The sequence below is a fragment of the Pantoea sp. CFCC18179 genome (assembly GCF_059412405.1).
This window is the reverse complement of sequence record NZ_JBNBPM010000001.1, coordinates 224035-240935: the sequence shown is the minus strand read 5'-3', so window position 1 is coordinate 240935 and position 16901 is coordinate 224035. Positions and strand designations below refer to the sequence as shown.

18 protein-coding genes are annotated in these 16901 nt (G+C 52.4%); 8 read left to right on the top strand and 10 right to left on the bottom strand.

All coding sequences use genetic code 11. From position 1 onward, the window contains the following. Window positions 1-5 precede the first annotated feature (5 nt). Window positions 6-242 (bottom strand): YobH family protein, encoded by a 237-nt coding sequence (locus ACPUC7_RS01140; protein WP_494921447.1) that lies wholly within the window; start codon window positions 240-242, stop codon window positions 6-8. 219 nt (window positions 243-461) lie between these two features. Between ACPUC7_RS01140 and ACPUC7_RS01135 the strand changes: the two genes are divergently transcribed. From ACPUC7_RS01135 to rlmA, 4 genes are all read left to right on the top strand, one after another. Further along, window positions 462-737, top strand: coding sequence for a YebO family protein (locus ACPUC7_RS01135; RefSeq protein ID WP_343552683.1), 276 nt, complete (start codon window positions 462-464; stop codon window positions 735-737). Between the two features lie 683 nt (window positions 738-1420). Next, window positions 1421-1495, top strand: a complete 75-nt coding sequence (locus ACPUC7_RS01130; RefSeq protein WP_110866451.1) for a DUF2627 domain-containing protein — start codon at window positions 1421-1423, stop codon at window positions 1493-1495. 83 nt (window positions 1496-1578) lie between these two features. Next, the gene (gene cspE / locus ACPUC7_RS01125; RefSeq protein WP_008110414.1) at window positions 1579-1788 is read left to right on the top strand and encodes a transcription antiterminator/RNA stability regulator CspE; all 210 of its coding nucleotides are present in this window, start codon (window positions 1579-1581) and stop codon (window positions 1786-1788) included. A gap of 140 nt (window positions 1789-1928) precedes the next feature. Further along, window positions 1929-2735, top strand: coding sequence for a 23S rRNA (guanine(745)-N(1))-methyltransferase (gene rlmA, locus ACPUC7_RS01120; protein ID WP_494921446.1), 807 nt, complete (start codon window positions 1929-1931; stop codon window positions 2733-2735). On the opposite strand, the gene ACPUC7_RS01115 is transcribed toward rlmA, so the two are convergent. The 4 genes from ACPUC7_RS01115 to manX form a co-directional block, all read right to left on the bottom strand. Then, entirely contained in the window at window positions 2732-3190 is a 459-nt protein-coding gene (locus ACPUC7_RS01115) for a DUF986 family protein (protein WP_494921445.1), read from the bottom strand. The genes rlmA and ACPUC7_RS01115 overlap by 4 nt on opposite strands. 99 nt (window positions 3191-3289) lie before the next feature. Next, a complete protein-coding gene (locus tag ACPUC7_RS01110; RefSeq protein ID WP_097097131.1) occupies window positions 3290-4135 on the bottom strand; it encodes a PTS mannose transporter subunit IID in 846 nt (281 codons plus the stop codon). Window positions 4136-4149: 14 nt separating this feature from the next. Continuing rightward, the gene (locus ACPUC7_RS01105) at window positions 4150-4950 is read right to left on the bottom strand and encodes a PTS mannose/fructose/sorbose transporter subunit IIC (protein ID WP_343552686.1); all 801 of its coding nucleotides are present in this window, start codon (window positions 4948-4950) and stop codon (window positions 4150-4152) included. Window positions 4951-5008: 58 nt separating this feature from the next. Beyond that, a complete protein-coding gene (gene manX, locus ACPUC7_RS01100) occupies window positions 5009-5980 on the bottom strand; it encodes a PTS mannose transporter subunit IIAB (protein WP_494921444.1) in 972 nt (323 codons plus the stop codon). A gap of 509 nt (window positions 5981-6489) precedes the next feature. Between manX and ACPUC7_RS01095 the strand changes: the two genes are divergently transcribed. Then, a complete protein-coding gene (locus ACPUC7_RS01095) occupies window positions 6490-8055 on the top strand; it encodes a TerC family protein (RefSeq protein WP_494921443.1) in 1566 nt (521 codons plus the stop codon). 117 nt (window positions 8056-8172) lie between these two features. Here the strand turns inward: ACPUC7_RS01095 and ACPUC7_RS01090 are convergent, their stop codons facing one another. The 4 genes from ACPUC7_RS01090 to pabB form a co-directional block, all read right to left on the bottom strand. Beyond that, window positions 8173-9735: an EAL domain-containing protein gene (locus ACPUC7_RS01090; protein WP_494921442.1), complete on the bottom strand. Its 1563-nt coding sequence runs from the start codon at window positions 9733-9735 to the stop codon at window positions 8173-8175. Window positions 9736-9956: 221 nt separating this feature from the next. Next, window positions 9957-11321 carry an L-serine ammonia-lyase gene (locus ACPUC7_RS01085; protein WP_494921441.1) on the bottom strand — a complete coding sequence of 455 codons (1365 nt, stop codon included), beginning with the start codon at window positions 11319-11321 and terminating at the stop codon, window positions 9957-9959. Between the two features lie 190 nt (window positions 11322-11511). Then, a complete protein-coding gene (locus tag ACPUC7_RS01080; protein WP_494921440.1) occupies window positions 11512-12081 on the bottom strand; it encodes a CoA pyrophosphatase in 570 nt (189 codons plus the stop codon). Between the two features lies 1 nt (window position 12082). Then, window positions 12083-13441, bottom strand: a complete 1359-nt coding sequence (pabB, locus tag ACPUC7_RS01075) for an aminodeoxychorismate synthase component 1 (protein WP_494921439.1) — start codon at window positions 13439-13441, stop codon at window positions 12083-12085. A 110-nt stretch (window positions 13442-13551) separates the two neighbouring features. Here pabB and ACPUC7_RS01070 point away from each other — a divergent pair, with 110 nt between their 5' ends. Then, window positions 13552-13749, top strand: a complete 198-nt coding sequence (locus ACPUC7_RS01070) for a YoaH family protein (protein WP_343552693.1) — start codon at window positions 13552-13554, stop codon at window positions 13747-13749. A gap of 13 nt (window positions 13750-13762) precedes the next feature. Here the strand turns inward: ACPUC7_RS01070 and ACPUC7_RS01065 are convergent, their stop codons facing one another. Next, window positions 13763-14107 (bottom strand): RidA family protein, encoded by a 345-nt coding sequence (locus ACPUC7_RS01065; protein ID WP_494921438.1) that lies wholly within the window; start codon window positions 14105-14107, stop codon window positions 13763-13765. Between the two features lie 124 nt (window positions 14108-14231). Between ACPUC7_RS01065 and yoaA the strand changes: the two genes are divergently transcribed. Together yoaA and tsaB are read left to right on the top strand one after the other, a co-directional pair. Continuing rightward, window positions 14232-16142: a DNA repair helicase YoaA gene (gene yoaA, locus ACPUC7_RS01060; RefSeq protein WP_494921437.1), complete on the top strand. Its 1911-nt coding sequence runs from the start codon at window positions 14232-14234 to the stop codon at window positions 16140-16142. A gap of 52 nt (window positions 16143-16194) precedes the next feature. Beyond that, window positions 16195-16893, top strand: a complete 699-nt coding sequence (tsaB, locus tag ACPUC7_RS01055; protein WP_494921436.1) for a tRNA (adenosine(37)-N6)-threonylcarbamoyltransferase complex dimerization subunit type 1 TsaB — start codon at window positions 16195-16197, stop codon at window positions 16891-16893. The last annotated feature ends 8 nt before the right edge of the window (window positions 16894-16901 follow it).

Sequence of the window (16901 nt, the reverse complement as noted above, 5' to 3'; positions counted from 1 at the left end):
GATGATCAGTTATCGACCACTTCACCACTCTTCTTCAGCAACGGACAATCCGTTACGCCGACGATGCCGCTGTCTGTGTGCAGATACTGTGCTGTAATCATGCCGCGCGCGGTGAGGTAGCTACATTGCAGCCCTAAGCCAGCCGCATTCTTGTTGCTGCAAGTCAGCACGCCATAACCAGTCAATAGCATTGCTAGCCAAATCAGTGCCAGCACCATAATCGTTCTAACGAGTAATTTCATCTTTTCTCCTTGTGATACAAAACGCAGCTGTTCCGAAGTTGCTGCCGGCTCTACTTTATCAGCATGCCGCGCTTTCGCCAGCGGATCGATCAGAGATAACTGAAAGAGAGGATCTTTGCGGGATAATCTGCTTTTAGCCGCCACCCATTATCTTTTGTGCCAGCAACGAGTAGAATCGGCGGCGGAGTAGAGGTTTGTTTTTTGACTACAGAGGCAGTTATGAACGAGTTAGCCGCAAACACCAGTCCGCTGTTTGGTTATGGCGTCCTGGCCATCATCATTATTGTGGCCTTTATTGCCTGGTTCTTCGTTAACCGGGCTAGCGTACGCGCCAGTGAACAGATCCGTTTATTGGAAGCATTAGTAGAAGAGCAGAAGAAACAGAATGTGCTATTACGTCGATTAGTTGATGCACAACCTGTCAGCGCAAAACCCGCAGCAGAGGAAGAAACAGAAGGGAAACGCGATTTTATCCGGATGATCCCCGAGCGCTAAGTACACAGCAAAACGCTTATCGCGATGGTTCTTCGTTATCCACTGCGCACTGAAATGGTGCGCAGTATCCGCAATATGTTGTCGTGGGTTAGGCACGATCATCTACGTTAATAGCAGCGAAACGTTTCAAATGAATATCATCTAAGATTAATCCTAGTGCGCGTTTGTTAAATCAAGCCTTGAGATGTTCTTTTTAACATTTAATTGTTGAGTAGATAGTTAAAATTGAGATAAATGCCAGCAATTGATAATGCTTTTATATGGGGCGAATATAATTGTCCTTTCCTGATTTTGGTGCAAAACAATTAATAACTTATACCGCAGAAAACTATTTGTACAATATCTGTACAGGCGCGGTTGTTGGGTAACTGGCTAACTTTTTAGTGGAATATTTTAGTGATGCCATATTAGTGCAATATTTTTGGCGTAGCGTTATCCACTTTATTTGTACAGAATTACCCGACGCCGCTGCGCTTGACGAACCCGCTGTTTGACGCTAACTGTACTGATGAATAAGCGTTTGTGCGCAGTTTAGGTTGATGCTGTCAATATGCTGAAACAGCAACGGCACGGTCAATTCGCTAATTATGTGCGTCACGTCGATCAGCGTTTAAAAATGGCTTGCCATTAATTTGCGGATATGTGATAACAAATCGTGGGTCAAACGAGGTACAGTTCTGTTTATGTATGGCATCTTCAGTAAAGAAGTTACGAGTAAAGACGTTGACGTTGAATACCGCTTCCTTGCCGAACCTTAAATTAGTGCCTCATTCAGTAATGTCTCTGGTTTATCTGTAAGTCTGCCTCCGGGCAATATAAACATCGAAAGGAAATTTGCGAAATGGCAAAGATTAAAGGTCAGGTTAAGTGGTTCAACGAGTCTAAAGGTTTTGGTTTTATTACTCCTGCTGATGGTAGCAAAGATGTGTTCGTACACTTCTCTGCAATCCAGGGCAATGGTTTTAAAACTCTGGCCGAAGGCCAAAGCGTTGAGTTCGAAATTCAGGACGGCCAGAAAGGTCCAGCTGCGGTCAACGTTACCCCAATCTGATTTCGCCCTCAGGCTCGGTGCCATGCACCACTGAAACGAATCTTAAAGCCCTGTTCATCGAGCAGGGCTTTTTCTTTGCACTTTCTGTTGCTGGATGATCAGGGTAAACTGCGCCGCGAATCGCTAACCCGGAGTTATCTATGTCTTTGATTTGCCCACTTTGCCATCAGCCTTTATTGCAGCAGGCCAACAGCTTCCGTTGTGATGCGGGACATCAGTTTGATCAGGCGAAAGAAGGGTACGTCAATTTGCTGCCGGTGCAGCATAAAGGCTCAAAAGAACCGGGCGACAGCGCAGAGATGCTGCAAGCGCGTCGCGCCTTTCTCGACGCTGGGCATTATCAGCCGCTGCGCGACAGCGTGGCGCAGATCCTCGCAGAGAAATTAGCCGCACAACCTGCGCAGGTGCTGGATATCGGTTGCGGAGAAGGCTATTACACCGCAGCGATGGCAGCGGCATTACCTCAAGCGCAACTGTTTGGCCTTGATGTAGCCAAAGCCGCGATTCGCATGGCGGCGAAACGCTATCACGCGGTGAAATTCTGTGTCGCTTCCAGCCAGCGTTTACCGTTTGCCGATGCGTCATTGGATGCGGTGGTGCGCATTTACGCGCCTTGTAATGAAGAAGAGCTGAGTCGAGTCATTAAGCCAGGCGGTTTCTTATTGACGGTCACGCCAGCCGCGCATCATTTGCAGCAGTTTAAGGCGCTGATCTATCGCGAAGTGCAACTGCATGCGACGGAAGAGAAGGTTTATGGCGGATTTAAGCAGGTCGATCAGCAAAACCTGCATTACAGCATGACATTGAGCGGCGCGGCGGCGGTGAGTTTACTTCAGATGACGCCATTTGCCTGGCGCGCGCGCGAAGAGGTGTGGCAGAACCTCGCAGCATCGAGCGAGTTTAGCTGCGATGCCGATTTCACCTTAACCTTGTGGCAACGCGACTAACGCGCTTCTACCAGCGTGTTATAAATACGTTCCAGATCGTCGAGTTGTTTAACCGCAATCAGCAAGCGGCGTTGTTCAAGTTGCATCACCAGAATGCCGTCTTCCGACAAGTTCATGCTCTGAATACGGCGATAATCGATCCACACACTGCCATAAAACAAACCGCTCTCTTTCATCAGCAGCTTCGGGCTGCGGATCCAGAAAATCCATATCGCCATAAAGCACACCACCAACAGTAAGTTGGTGGTGAGTTGCGTGCCGTGATTGTCGATGTTGTTCCACAGCAGAATCAGCAATAGCACCACGAAAATTGCGCTATCGATTTTATGGCGACGACGTAAAGCAACACGCAATTTGGTCGGGCCATTGCGGCGTGGCAGGATCGCTTCATCATAGATAGCGAAAAGCACAAAGCCCGCAATCAGCAGGGCGATCAGGGCGTCAGTCAGTGACATTGGGTGTTGTTCCTCAACCGAAATGACCTCAACGTTGACGTTCAGGTCATGCCGTTCAAAATAAAATAGCCGGGAGACAATCTCTCCCGGCTGTGATGATTACAGACCGAGCAAGCCGATCCAGTAACCGAAGATCCCGATGGCGAAGAAGCCAACGATGATCCACAAGGCGTTAACTTTGCGACGCAGCAGCCACATACAACCAAAGGTCAGCAACAGCGGAATCAGACCTGGCATCAACTGATCGAGGATCGATTGTACTGTAGTTACCGTGGTTTTGCCGGTCTGGTCGGTTATGCGTGATACCACCAGCGGCACATTCACATGCGTCCACTTATTGACCAGCGCCCCCATGACAAACAGGCCGAGAATCGACGCGCCCTCCGTCAGTTTCTGCAGGAAACCGCCACCCATATCGCTCACGATATCGACACCTTTACGGTAGCCGTACGCCACACCGTAATAACGCGTCAGCATACGCACCACGTTAAACAGAATGAAGAACAGCAAGGGACCGAGCAAACTGCCGCTCATCGCGATACCCGCGCCGAGTGCAGCAAATACCGGACGAACCGTACCCCAGAAGATCGGGTCACCGACACCAGCCAGCGGGCCCATCAGACCGACTTTGATGCCGTTGATTGCTGCATCGTCAATCGCTGCGCCATTAGCACGTTGTTCTTCCATCGCCATGGTTACGCCCAATACCGGCGCGGCCACATAAGGATGGGTATTGAAGAACTCCAGATGGCGTTTGATTGCCTGTTTGCGGTCGTCGTTGTTTTCTGGATACAGGCGACGAATCACCGGCACCATTGAGTAGCAAAAACCCAGCGCCTGCATACGTTCAAAGTTCCACGAACCCTGAAACAGGTTAGAGCGCAGGAACACACCACGGACGTCGCCAGGGGTGAGTTTCTTTGGAGTGTTAGTTGTATCAACCATGATTTCACCTGTTCCTAGTCGAGTTCGTTATCGAGGTCATTGTTAGCAGGACCAGCAGTTGCAGCACCTGCAACGCGGTTATATTTCGGTGCCAACTGGATATACAGCACCGCCATCACCACGCCAATCACGCCCAGCGCAACCAGGTTGAAGTTGGTGAAGGCTGCAGTAACGAAGCCAAGGTAGAAGAACGGCATCAGGTAGCCTGCGCGCATCATGTTGATGACCATCGCGTAACCGACTACCACGATCATGCCACCCGCGATGTTCAGACCGTTGGTGACCACTTCTGGAATCGAGCTCAGCAGTTCCTGCACGATGCTGGTACCGACCGAAATCGCCACGATCAACGCCGGGATAGCGATACGCATCGCCTGCAAGACCAACGCCGAAACGTGGATCCAGCTAATCGCGCTCAGGTTGCCTTTCTCGGCGGCCTTATCGGCGGCGTGCTGGAAGGCCACGGTGATGGTACGCACGATGATGGTCAGAACCTGTCCTGCTGCGGCCAGTGGAATCGCCAGTGCAATACCGGCACCAACGCTTTGACCACCAGCAATAACCAGAATGGTTGAGATAATCGAAGCCAGCGCCGCATCCGGTGCAACCGCCGCACCGATGTTCATCCAGCCCAGTGCAATCATCTCCAGCGTACCGCCGATGATGATACCGGTTTTCATGTCGCCAAGGACCGCACCAATTAAGGTACAAGCCACCAACGGACGGTGGAATTGAAACTCATCAAGGATCGATCCCATCCCGGCAATACAAGCCACAATAAATATCAAAATGATTTGTAGCGTGGTTATCTCCATTGCATTTCTCCTCTGCAAGGTCTCTAAAATTCGCCCACGGATGCAGGCAAAGGGCGAACTACGGATTGACCTTGGCGATCAGGTCCATCATTTTCAGTCGCTGATCGCTGGACACTTTACGTACTTCCAGTTCGATACCGCGTTCGTTCAGTTTGCGGAAGGCGGTGATATCTTTCTCATCCACGGATACCGCGTTGTTGACTTGCGTTTTGCCCTGGCGGAATGCCATGCCGCCGATATTGACGGACTTGATATCCACGCCTTGCTCAACAATTCGCACCACATCGGTGGGATTGGTGAACAACAGCATCACTTTGTCCTGTCCGTATTTTGGGTTATTCCATACGCGAACCATCTTATCGACGTCCACCACGTGCGCGGTGACGCCCGGAGGTGCAACCTGCGTTAACAGCGTTTTACGCACATGATCGTTCGCCACTTCATCAGAGACGACAATAATGCGGGTGACGTTGGTTTCTTTGGTCCAGCGCGTGGCCACTTGTCCGTGAATCAAGCGGTCATCAATACGCGCGAGGCCAATTTTCATGTGATCGCCCGGTCCCATCGGTTTTTGCGGTTGGGCAGGGGCTTTTGCCGCAGCAACGGGAGCAGCCGCAGCGGCGGGTGCAGGGGTTTCGGTTTTGAGGGCTTTAACGCCTTCGCGACCGGCTTCCACCGCGATATGTATCAACTCTTCCAACGAAGGATCGTCATCACGTCCCATCAGGGTTTCGACCAGCATCGGAATGTTGACGCCGGCGATGACATCGTAGCCTTGCTTGTCCACCACAATACGGCTTGCCGCATTAAATGGACTGCCACCCCAAGTGTCGACCAGGAACAACACGCCCTTTGACGTGTCGAGATCGGCCAGTCGCGCTTGATACTTTTCGATTAGCGTTTCTGCATTTTCGCCGGGAACGAAATCAATCCATCCGACATTTTCTTGCTCACCCAACAGCATTTCTGCTGTTTTAAGCAACTGTTCTGCCGCCCAGCCATGTGTACCAATTACAATAGCAATGGTCACTTGCTACCTCCGTTCGCGTGGGAGATTCTCGGCATCGCCGGGAATCAATGAAAATTACCGTTAGTGTTTTAGGTGGTTCGTTCGTTCTGAGATGAAGAAATGCATCAATAAATAAAACGAAACTATCTGCTGCACAGCGATAAGGTCGCGATTTATTTTAGTGATCGAAAAAATAATTTATGTGATGTTTGTCAGCTATTCAGAGCGTAACGGCGCGAATGTACGCTTTTGCGCGTTATTCATCCGTTTGTGTAGATATTTGTAAATGTAATAAATTTTTTTGACGTTGTTGATGTAACTGATACATTAGCCATCTGTTTATTACTTAGGAGTACCGGGCTTCAGCTCACCTTTATGGACCGTCACCGACGTCGCTCAACATCTTCTTTGCGCTGCTCTGCGCATGCTTCAACGCTCTTCAGCGTTACATTCCCTGCTAACGAATACTCATCTCGCTCTCAAACGCAGATGACATTTCGCGTGCCCACTGTTCTGGTAAGGAGTCTTTGATGGAATTTCTCTTCGACCCCTCAATTTGGGCGGGTTTACTAACGCTGATCGTGCTGGAGATTGTTCTCGGCATTGATAACCTGGTATTTATCGCCATTCTCGCCGACAAATTGCCGCCGAAGCAGCGCGATAAAGCACGTTTAATCGGCCTGTCGCTGGCGTTGATCATGCGCCTTGGCTTGCTGTCGCTGATTTCATGGATCGTCACACTGACGCGACCCCTATTCAGCGTAGGCGATTTCAGCTTTTCTGGACGAGATTTAATTCTGCTGTTCGGTGGTTTGTTCCTGTTATTTAAGGGAACCATGGAACTGCATGAACGGCTGGAGAACCGTGGGCTGGAACATCAGGGCAATAAAGGTTACGCCAGTTTCTGGGCGGTGGTGATTCAGATTGTGGTGCTGGACGCGGTGTTCTCGCTTGATGCGGTGATTACTGCTGTCGGCATGGTGAACCATTTGCCGGTGATGATGACCGCGGTGGTGATTGCCATGGGCGTGATGTTGCTGGCCTCGAAACCGTTGACGCGCTTTGTTAACGCGCATCCGACCGTGGTGGTGCTGTGTCTGAGCTTCTTGCTGATGATTGGTTTGTCGCTGGTGGCCGAAGGCTTTGGTTTCCACATTCCGAAAGGTTACCTGTACGCGGCGATTGGTTTCTCGATCATCATCGAACTGTTTAACCAGATTGCGCGCCGTAACTTTATCAAGCATCAGGAACATCGCCCGATGCGCGAGCGCACCGCAGAAGCGATTTTGCGCCTGATGGGTGGTCGTCAGCGCAAGCAAGCGGCGACTACGGAAGAAACTGCCTTGGCTGAAGCGATGCCGCAGGAAGCGTTTAAAGACGAAGAGCGTTACATGATTAACGGTGTGTTGACGTTATCGCAGCGTTCAATCCGCAGCATCATGACGCCGCGCGGCAACATTTCCTGGGTTGATGTCACGCGTCCACTTGATGAAATCCGCATTCAGTTGCTGGACACGCCGCACAGCTTGTTCCCGGTGTGTCGCGGTGAGTTGGATGAAATTATTGGCGTGGTGCGCGCTAAAGAGCTGCTGGTGGCGCTGGAACACGGTATGGATGTGGCGACGTTTGCTGCCAATACGCCGCCGATTGTGGTGCCTGAAACGCTGGACCCCATCAATCTGTTGGGCGTGCTGCGTCGTGCCAAAGGCAGCTTTGTCATCGTGACCAACGAATTTGGCGTGGTGCAAGGTTTAATCACCCCGCTGGACGTATTGGAAGCGATTGCCGGTGAATTCCCGGACGAAGATGAAACGCCAGATATCATTGCCGATGGCGACGGTTGGTTAGTGAAGGGCGGCACCGATCTGCATTCGCTGCAACAGCTGTTGGACCAGCATGATCTGGTGAAGTCGGATGAAGATCATGCTTCGTTAGCGGGTTTGCTGATTGCGCAGAAAGGGCAGTTGCCGTTACCGGGCGAAGTGATTGACCTGCCGCCGCTACACTTCCAGGTGATTGAAGCCACGGATTACCGTATCGATCTGGTTCGCGTCACTAAAGATAAGCCGTTCGACCACGAAGAACACCAAGAGTAATTTTTGATGGGTTGAACAAAAACGGCCATTCCTTGCGGGATGGCCGTTTTTTTATATGTGATTGTTGCCGTAGGATCGCCATTTAGGGTGACCGGTTGAACGTAATAATTTGGAAAACTAAGCGCTAAGCTGCGCCTGATGTTGCTCCAGCCACAGCGGGAAGTCTTCAATCGGCATTGGACGCGCGTAGAAGTAGCCTTGTAAATGATCGACGCCGCGTTCACGCAGATAATGCGCTTGCTCCGCGGTTTCGACACCTTCCGCCACCAGCGAAATATTCAGGCGCTGTGCCAGTGAAATTACCATATCGGTGACGGTAGCGTTGATTGCATCAGTGCCAATCGCCGCAGTAAAAATCTTATCGATTTTCAGCACGTCAGGTTTGAGATCTTTCAGGTAGGCCAGCGAACTGTGGCCGGTTCCGAAATCATCAATTGCCAAACGCACGCCAATCTCATGCAACTGCGACACCACGGATTGGTCGATCACTGGCAACGCATCGCGCTCGGTAAGTTCGACCACCAGTTTAGGAATCGGGTTAGCTGGCCACCAAATATTTTGCAAATCTTCGACAATCGCGCGGTCGCGGAAGTGGCTGGCGGCGACGTTAATCGCTATATGGAACGACGGGCACTGCGGCAGATTTGGCAGCTCATCCACCACTTTCGCCAGTACAAAACGAGTTAAAGGCGCGATCAGGTTTTGGCGTTCTGCCAGCGGAATAAATACATCTGGCGCAACCCAACCTTGGCGTTGGTTGTGCCAACGCAGCAGCAATTCCATACCATCACATTCGCCACTTTTGGCGTTAATCAGCGGCTGGCAATACACCATAAATTCGTTGGCGGTGATGCCATAGCTAATCTGCCAGCTCAAACTCATGCGGTTGGCGGTGGCCAGCCAGACGATATAACCCATCAATAAACTGAGCATCAGCGCCAGCGGCAATTGCGACGGCAAAGTGTTCAAGGCTAAACGCGCGGGAGAAGGGCCGTAAACGGTGATGCTAAACGGATAACGCAATGAAGCCTGATCGTAGGCCACTTCATCTTCAGAAGGTTCGGTGGGTTCTATTAATGGATTGCCATATTCCAGGCTTTGACCGCCAACATTGAAGATGGCGCGTTCCACCCACGGTAGCTGCGGTTCCAGCAGATAATTGGTCATCAATTCAATGTTGATGACTTGCAGCAAACCTTCGCGGTTATCCAGCGACTTTGGCGTCCACAGCAACAATACCGGCGAGCCTTTTAACAGATCGCTGTCGGTGGACAGCATCATACGCTGATTGTTAATCGCCAGTTCGGGATAGGTTTGGCTGAAGGAGAGGTTTTGCGGGCCAAAAATGCTTGAGCAATAAAGTTTGTCGTCTTGCACCAGAAAAACGGTGCGCACGGTTTGCAGCGAGGCGATCTTCTCAATCAACGGATAACGCACTTGCGCACAAGGCACGCCAACTAAGCCCAGCGTGTTATTGGCGGACACGTCCAGCGGCGAGAACATGCGGTCAAAGCGTTCGATGGCGCGGCTAGCAAAATTCAGTGACTGCTGCTCAATACGCGACTTCTCTTCGATATAACGAAAAGTCAGCGTCAGGATTAGCACCAGCGAGGCGATCACCAACGCAATAAGCAACCGCTTACGGCGAAATTGACCCACGAATTGCTGGGGAATGAGCATCAGTAACCACCTTGTAAAACAAAGATTGAAGCCAAATTAACGAGTAGGTTATCGGCATTGAGGCGGCCAGGTTTAGCGCGGCTGAATAAAAAAAACGGCACTAAAAAAAGCGCGGCCCCTGAGGGCCGCCCGCGAAAATTAATGTAACTGGTTTACTTAAACGGAGGTAGTCAGTTATGCATAAAAATGTGCGATTGTTGCTTTAATCGTCACCGAAGCGGCTAGTCGCACTGGACTTTAATCGCTAAACCACCACGTGACGTTTCACGGTATTTGGCGTTCATATCTTTGCCGGTTTCGTACATGGTTTCGATCACCTTATCCAGCGACACGCGCGGTTCGCTGGTGCGGCGTAGCGCCATACGCGCGGAGTTAATTGCCTTCACCGAAGCAATCGCGTTGCGTTCAATGCACGGCACCTGAACCTGACCGGCCACGGGATCACAGGTCAATCCCAGGTTGTGTTCCATGCCGATTTCGGCCGCGACGCACACTTGTTCCGGGCTGCCGCCGAGCAATTCCGCCAATCCAGCCGCCGCCATCGAACAGGCCACGCCGACTTCGCCCTGGCAACCCACTTCAGCGCCGGAGATGGAAGCATTCATTTTGTACAGCACACCAATCGCGCCAGAGGCAAGGAAATAGCGGATGAAAATATCGGGCGTAACCGGTTCAATAAAGTGATCGTAATAAGCCAACACGGCGGGAACGATGCCGCACGCGCCATTGGTCGGCGCGGTGACCACGCGACCACCGGCCGCATTCTCTTCGTTTACGGCTAACGCAAACATGTTGACCCAATCAATCACGTCCATCGGATCGTTAGAGTGTTTATTGGATGAAACCAGCAAGCGACGCAATGAAGCCGCGCGACGTGGTACGCGTAATGGGCCAGGCAGCACGCCTTCGGTATTAAGACCGCGATCGATGCACGCCTGCATGGTTTGCCACACATTGCTAAAGTAAGCGTGAATTTCATCGCGGCTGTGTAACGCCAGTTCGTTTTTCATCACCAGGCCAGACAGCGATAAACCACTTTCGCGACAATGACTCAGTAACTCTTTTGCCGAATGGAACGGCCACGGAACCGATACTTCGTTCAATACCGGCTGACCAAAATGTTCTTCATCGACAATAAAACCGCCGCCAATCGAATAGTAGGTTTTGCTCAGAATCAGCAAATCACCGGCGAAGGCGAACACCGTCATGCCGTTTTCATGCAGTGACAGGTTTTCACTGCGGAACACCATGCCGCCTTCACGTGGGAAATCGACTTCATGCGCGCCATTGGCTAACAGCAAACGTTCGCGCTGTTCCACGTCTTTGATAAAAGCAGGAATGCCATCGATATCGACAGTGGCGGGCTCGAATCCGGCCAGGCCCATGATAATCGCGATATCGGTATGGTGACCTTTACCGGTGAGTGACAGCGAACCGTAAACGTCGACCGCCACGCGCGTCACGTCATGCAGTTTGCCTTGTTCGATCAGCAAATCCACAAACTGCTTGCCCGCTTTCATCGGACCGACGGTATGTGAACTGGACGGGCCGATGCCCACTTTAAACATGTCAAAAACACTAATCACCGGTGACACTCCTCACAAATCTTATTCTACACGGCACAAGCCGTTTATGCGGCTAATAGTAATCGCCCATGCTGCACAATGAGCAGCTTTTCGCATGAAATAAACTAATTATAACCCACAGAAATAGTTATCCATTTCTCAGGATGTGATGTGGATCGATATTCGCGGCGAGGCAAACGAAACGGGAGCGTTAAGGCAGGGCGATTTGCTGGCCTAGTGCGCGGATGATGCCCGCGGTCATGCCCCAAATAAAGTAATCCTCATACCACGAAAGCCACACCTGATGTTGGCGATGGCCGCGGCGCAAAGTGAGATCGCTATAGCGACTGAGACGCAATGCTTCCGCCAGCGGCATGGCAAAGGCGCTTTCTACTTCATCAGGATTAAGCTGCAAAGCGAGATTTTCCGGAATGATGCCGACCACAGGCGTGACGGCAAAACCGGTGCTGCTGGTGACTGGCGGCAGCACGCCGACAATCTGCACCTGATCGGGCTGAATGCCGACCTCTTCCTGCGCTTCACGTAGCGCGGTGTGAATCAGCGAATCATCGCTGGCATCCTGCATGCCACCGGGAAACGCCACCTGGCCGGCATGTTTGCGCAGATGGGAAGAACGGCGTGTTAATAAGAGGCCCGGCTCAGCGCCATCAATCACCGGCACCAGCACCGCTGCTCGTCGTCCGCTGATCACGCTTTTGCTCGCCGTTGGCGGCGGCTGCAACACAAAGCGGCTAAGGAATTGTTCCAGCGTCAAACTCATGTCACGCCTCATCACGCAGGCAGGGCAAGATGCGGTTGACCTTGTGGAAGGTTTCCTGATATTCGGCGTTGAGATCGCTATCCGCCACCAAACCGCCACCTGCGGCGCAGTAAAGGTGCTGATTCTCGGCGATCAGCGTGCGAATGGTGATACTGGTATCCATGCGTCCACATAAACTAAGGTAACCGATGCTGCCGCACCACGCGTTACGGCGATGTGGTTCCAACTCTTCAATAATTTCCATCGCCCGAATCTTAGGCGCACCGGTAATTGAACCGCCAGGAAAACAGGCACGCAACAGGTCGGTAGCCGTTAATGTTTCAGGTAAACGCGCACGCACGGTACTGACCAGGTGATGTACTGCCGGAAACGGCTCCACGACAAACAGTTCCGGAACGCTCACACTACCCGGTTCGGCGACGCGACCAATATCGTTGCGCAGCAGATCGACGATCATAAGATTCTCAGCGCGATCTTTCTCTGAATTTGCCAGTTTTTGCGCTTGTAGGCGGTCAGCTTCGACATCGTCGAGACGCGGCAGCGTACCTTTGATTGGCCGCGTTTCGATCTCTTGCTGCTTCAATGACAGAAAACGTTCGGGCGACAAACTCAGCAAGGCGCTGTTAGGCAAACGTAGAAAAGCGCTGAACGGCGCGCGATTCGTCTGGTTGAGTCGCAAAAAGGCTTGCCACTCATCGCCGCGATATCTCGCCTGGAAACGTTGCGCCAAATTCACCTGATAACAATCACCGGCCTGGATGTAATCCTGCACCGCGTGGAAGCGTTGCGCATAGGAATCGAAGCTCATGTTCGATTGCCATTCGCTGGTCAGCGCAAAAGCTTCGGTTTGCGGCGCAGTTTGCACTTGCAGCCATTGCCAACGCTGCTCCGCATCATCCAACGCCACCAGCGTTAAAGTTTGCTGCTGATGATCGGCAATCAGCGCCCAATCATAAATACCCACTGCCATATCCGGCGTGCTGAGATCTTGCTCGGCGTGCTGCGGCAATGTCTCAAAGCGGCGGCCTACATCGTAGCCGAACAGCCCAATCGCGCCGCCCTGAAATGGCAAATCAGGATCGAAATCAGGCGCAACGCCGAGCGCTGCGCATTGCTGTTGCACCAGCAGCAGCGGATCGGCCGAAGAAAAAATGATCTCATCACCACATTGAATTTCTGTGCTCTCGCCGCGCGTGGTGAGCGTGGCGCGTGGATCGGCCGTCATTATGTCAAAGCGGTTATCGGCGTGATCGGCCTGGCCCGAGGTCAGCAACATTGCCCAAGGTTGTTGGGCCAACGGAGAGAAAAGGTGTAACAGCGTTTCAGGCGTATACTTCAGAACGAGGCGTTTTAGCATCATGGGACAAATCACTTCAGCAAGCAGGTCGCTAGCCTGCCATATTTTTTTGTTGCTGGCACCCGTTTGTTCCACGTGGTAATAATGCGTCCCCATTGCACCAGGAGCGAATTATGTTTACAGGTCTTCCAGCGTTATCTCATGAACAGCAGCAGCAAGCGGTTGAACGCATCCAGGAATTGATGGCGGGCGGCATGTCGAGCGGACAAGCCATTGCGCAAGTGGCGCAGGAAATCCGTCAAACCTATAAAGGTGAGCGGGTTCGGGCGATGTTCGAAGACGATGAGGATGAAGAAGACGACAACGAATAACGCCCGATAAGAATTACAGTGCGGCGATAATTTTAATTTCGACTTTGTACTTTGGATTCATCAAATTGGCCTGCACGGTGCAGCGCACCGGCGCATTGCCAGGTGACACCCACGCATCCCAGGCGCGATTCATTGCCGGGAAATCAGCCTTGTCGACCAGGAAAATGGTCGCATCGAGGATCTTGCTTTTATCCGATCCCACTCGAGTCAGAATGGCGTCAATCACCGCCAGCGCGTTGGCGGTTTGCGCTTCCGCATCGTCATCCAGATTTTCCGGCACGCTGGTGTAATACACGGTTTGGTTGTGTACAACCGCTTCCGACATACGGTGTTCCGGATCAATACGCGTAATGGTCATGTTTTTCTCCTTTGATTTTGCTGCGCTAGCCTGCCATATCCCAAGGGCGGATGTCATCTGTTGTGGTCGCCTGAGTGGAATCCTGACATAATTACAGTGGTTTTTACCTATTCGGTGAGGAAGTGTGGCAGACGATTTTGCAGCAGATGGCGCGCTCGCGCAGGCAATTCCGGGCTTTAAACCGCGTGAAGCACAGCGCGAAATGGCGCAAGCGGTAACCGAAGCGGTAAATGAAGGTGGCGAGCTGGTGGTCGAAGCCGGCACCGGCACCGGTAAAACCTATGCATATCTGGCGCCAGCCTTGCGCGCCAAAAAGAAAGTGATCGTCTCGACTGGATCGAAAGCTTTGCAAGATCAGCTGTATAACCGCGATCTGCCCACCATTGCCCGCGCATTAAAATTCAGTGGCAAAACCGCGCTGCTGAAAGGGCGCTCCAACTATTTATGCCTCGAACGTCTTGAGCAGCAAAATCAAACCGGCGGCGATCTCAACGTGCAAGCGCTGGGTGATTTGATCAGCGTGCGCGGTTGGTCATCGGAAACCAGCGATGGTGACGTCAGCAATTGCAGCGGCGTGGCGGAAGACAGCCCGATTTGGCCGTTTGTCACCAGCACCAACGATAACTGCCTTGGCAGCGATTGTCCGTTGTACAAAGATTGCTTCGTGGTCAAAGCGCGTAAAAAAGCCATGGATGCCGATGTGGTGGTGGTTAACCATCATCTGTTTCTCGCCGATTTGGTGGTGAAAGAGGGCGGCTTCGGCGAGCTGATCCCTGAAGCCGATGTGATGATCTTCGATGAAGCGCATCAGTTACCCGATATCGCCAGCCAATATTTTGGCCAACAACTGTCGAGCCGTCAGCTGCAGGATCTCGCCAAAGACATCATCATTGCCTATCGCACCGAAGTCCGCGATGTGCAGCAACTGCAAAAATCCGCCGATCGCCTGGCGCAATGCGCGCAGGACTTCCGCTTAACGCTCGGCGAGCCCGGTTTTCGTGGCAATCTGCGTGATTTGCTCAGTGATAACAACACCATGCGCATGCTCACATTGCTGGATGATGCGCTGGAACTCTGCTACGACGTCATCAAGCTGTCGTTAGGCCGTTCTGCTTTGCTGGATGCGGCGTTTGAACGCGCGGCATTGTATCGCACGCGCTTAAAACGACTGCGTGCCATTAATGAGCCCGGCTTCAGCTATTGGTATGAATGCAACAGCCGTCATTTCACCCTCGCGCTGACGCCGCTTTCGGTGGCGGAACGCTTCCGTGAAGTAATGGACAATCGCAAAGCCGCTTGGATTTTCACCTCGGCGACGCTGGCCGTAAATGAACAAATGAGCCATTTCTCCAGCCGCTTAGGTGTTGATAACGCCAAAACGTTAATCCTCGATAGTCCGTTCGATTACACCCAGCAAGCGTTGCTGTGCGTGCCACGCAACATGCCGGAACCGAATCATCCCGGCGGCGCAAAGCAACTGGCGCGCATGATGAAGCCGTTGATTGATGCCAACAAAGGGCGTTGTTTCTTCTTGTGCACCTCGCACAAAATGATGCGCGAATTAGCGATTGAATTTCGTGCCTCGATGACGTTGCCTGTCTTGCTGCAAGGTGAAACCAGCAAAGGACAATTGCTAAAACAATTCCTCGAAGCCGGTAATGCCTTGTTGGTGGCGACCAGCAGTTTCTGGGAAGGCGTTGATGTACGTGGCGATGCGTTGTCACTGGTGATCATCGATAAACTGCCGTTCACCTCGCCGGAAGATCCGCTACTTAAAGCGCGCATGGAAGATTGTCGTCTGCGCGGCGGCGATCCGTTTGCCGATGTGCAGCTGCCGGATGCGGTAATCACTCTGAAACAGGGCGTGGGCCGTTTGATTCGTGATACCGACGATCGCGGCGTGTTGGTGATTTGCGATCAACGTCTGGTTTCACGTCCGTATGGCGGCTTGTTCCTCAACAGTTTGCCGCCAACGCCGCGTACCCGCGATCTTGCACGTGCCATCGAGTTTGTGCGTCAGCCGCTGGATCACTAATTTGTGCCAGGCTGTGGTAAGATGCGCGCCATTTTGACTCTCTGAGGTTGTTATGTCCGTCCGAATTTTAGCCCTGGACACGGCGACAGAAGCCTGTTCTGCCGCGCTGCAAAATTTGCAGCAGATTGATGCCCGCTTTGAAATCGCGCCACGCGATCACACCCAACGCATTCTCCCGCTGGTTCAGGAGCTGTTGCTGGCGCAGCAGTTAGAATTGACTGCGCTTGACGCGCTGGCGTTTGGTCGCGGGCCGGGCAGTTTTACCGGCGTGCGTATCGGCATTGGCATTGCGCAAGGGCTGGCGCTTGGCGCTAATCTGCCAATGATTGGCGTGTCATCACTGGCAACCATGGCACAAGGTGCCTGGCGCTTAACCGGCGCTACGCGGGTGCTGGCGGCCATTGATGCGCGCATGGGTGAACTCTATTGGGCTGAATATCAGCGTGATGAAAACGGCGAATGGCATGGCGCGGAAACCGAAGCGGTGCTGAAACCGGAAGCGGCGCAGGCGCGTATTGCGGCACTCAGTGGCGAATGGACCACGGTTGGCACCGGCTGGCAGGCATATCCGCATCTGTTAACTTCCCCGGGCGCGCAACTCATCGCTTCAGAGGTTTTATTACCGGCGGCGCAAGATATGTTGCCGTTGGCAATCAACGCCTGGCAACGCGGCGAAGCGGTGGCGGTAGAAAATGCCGAGCCGGTTTATCTGCGTAATGAAGTGGCATGGAAAAAGTTGCCGGGACGTTAAGCTACGCG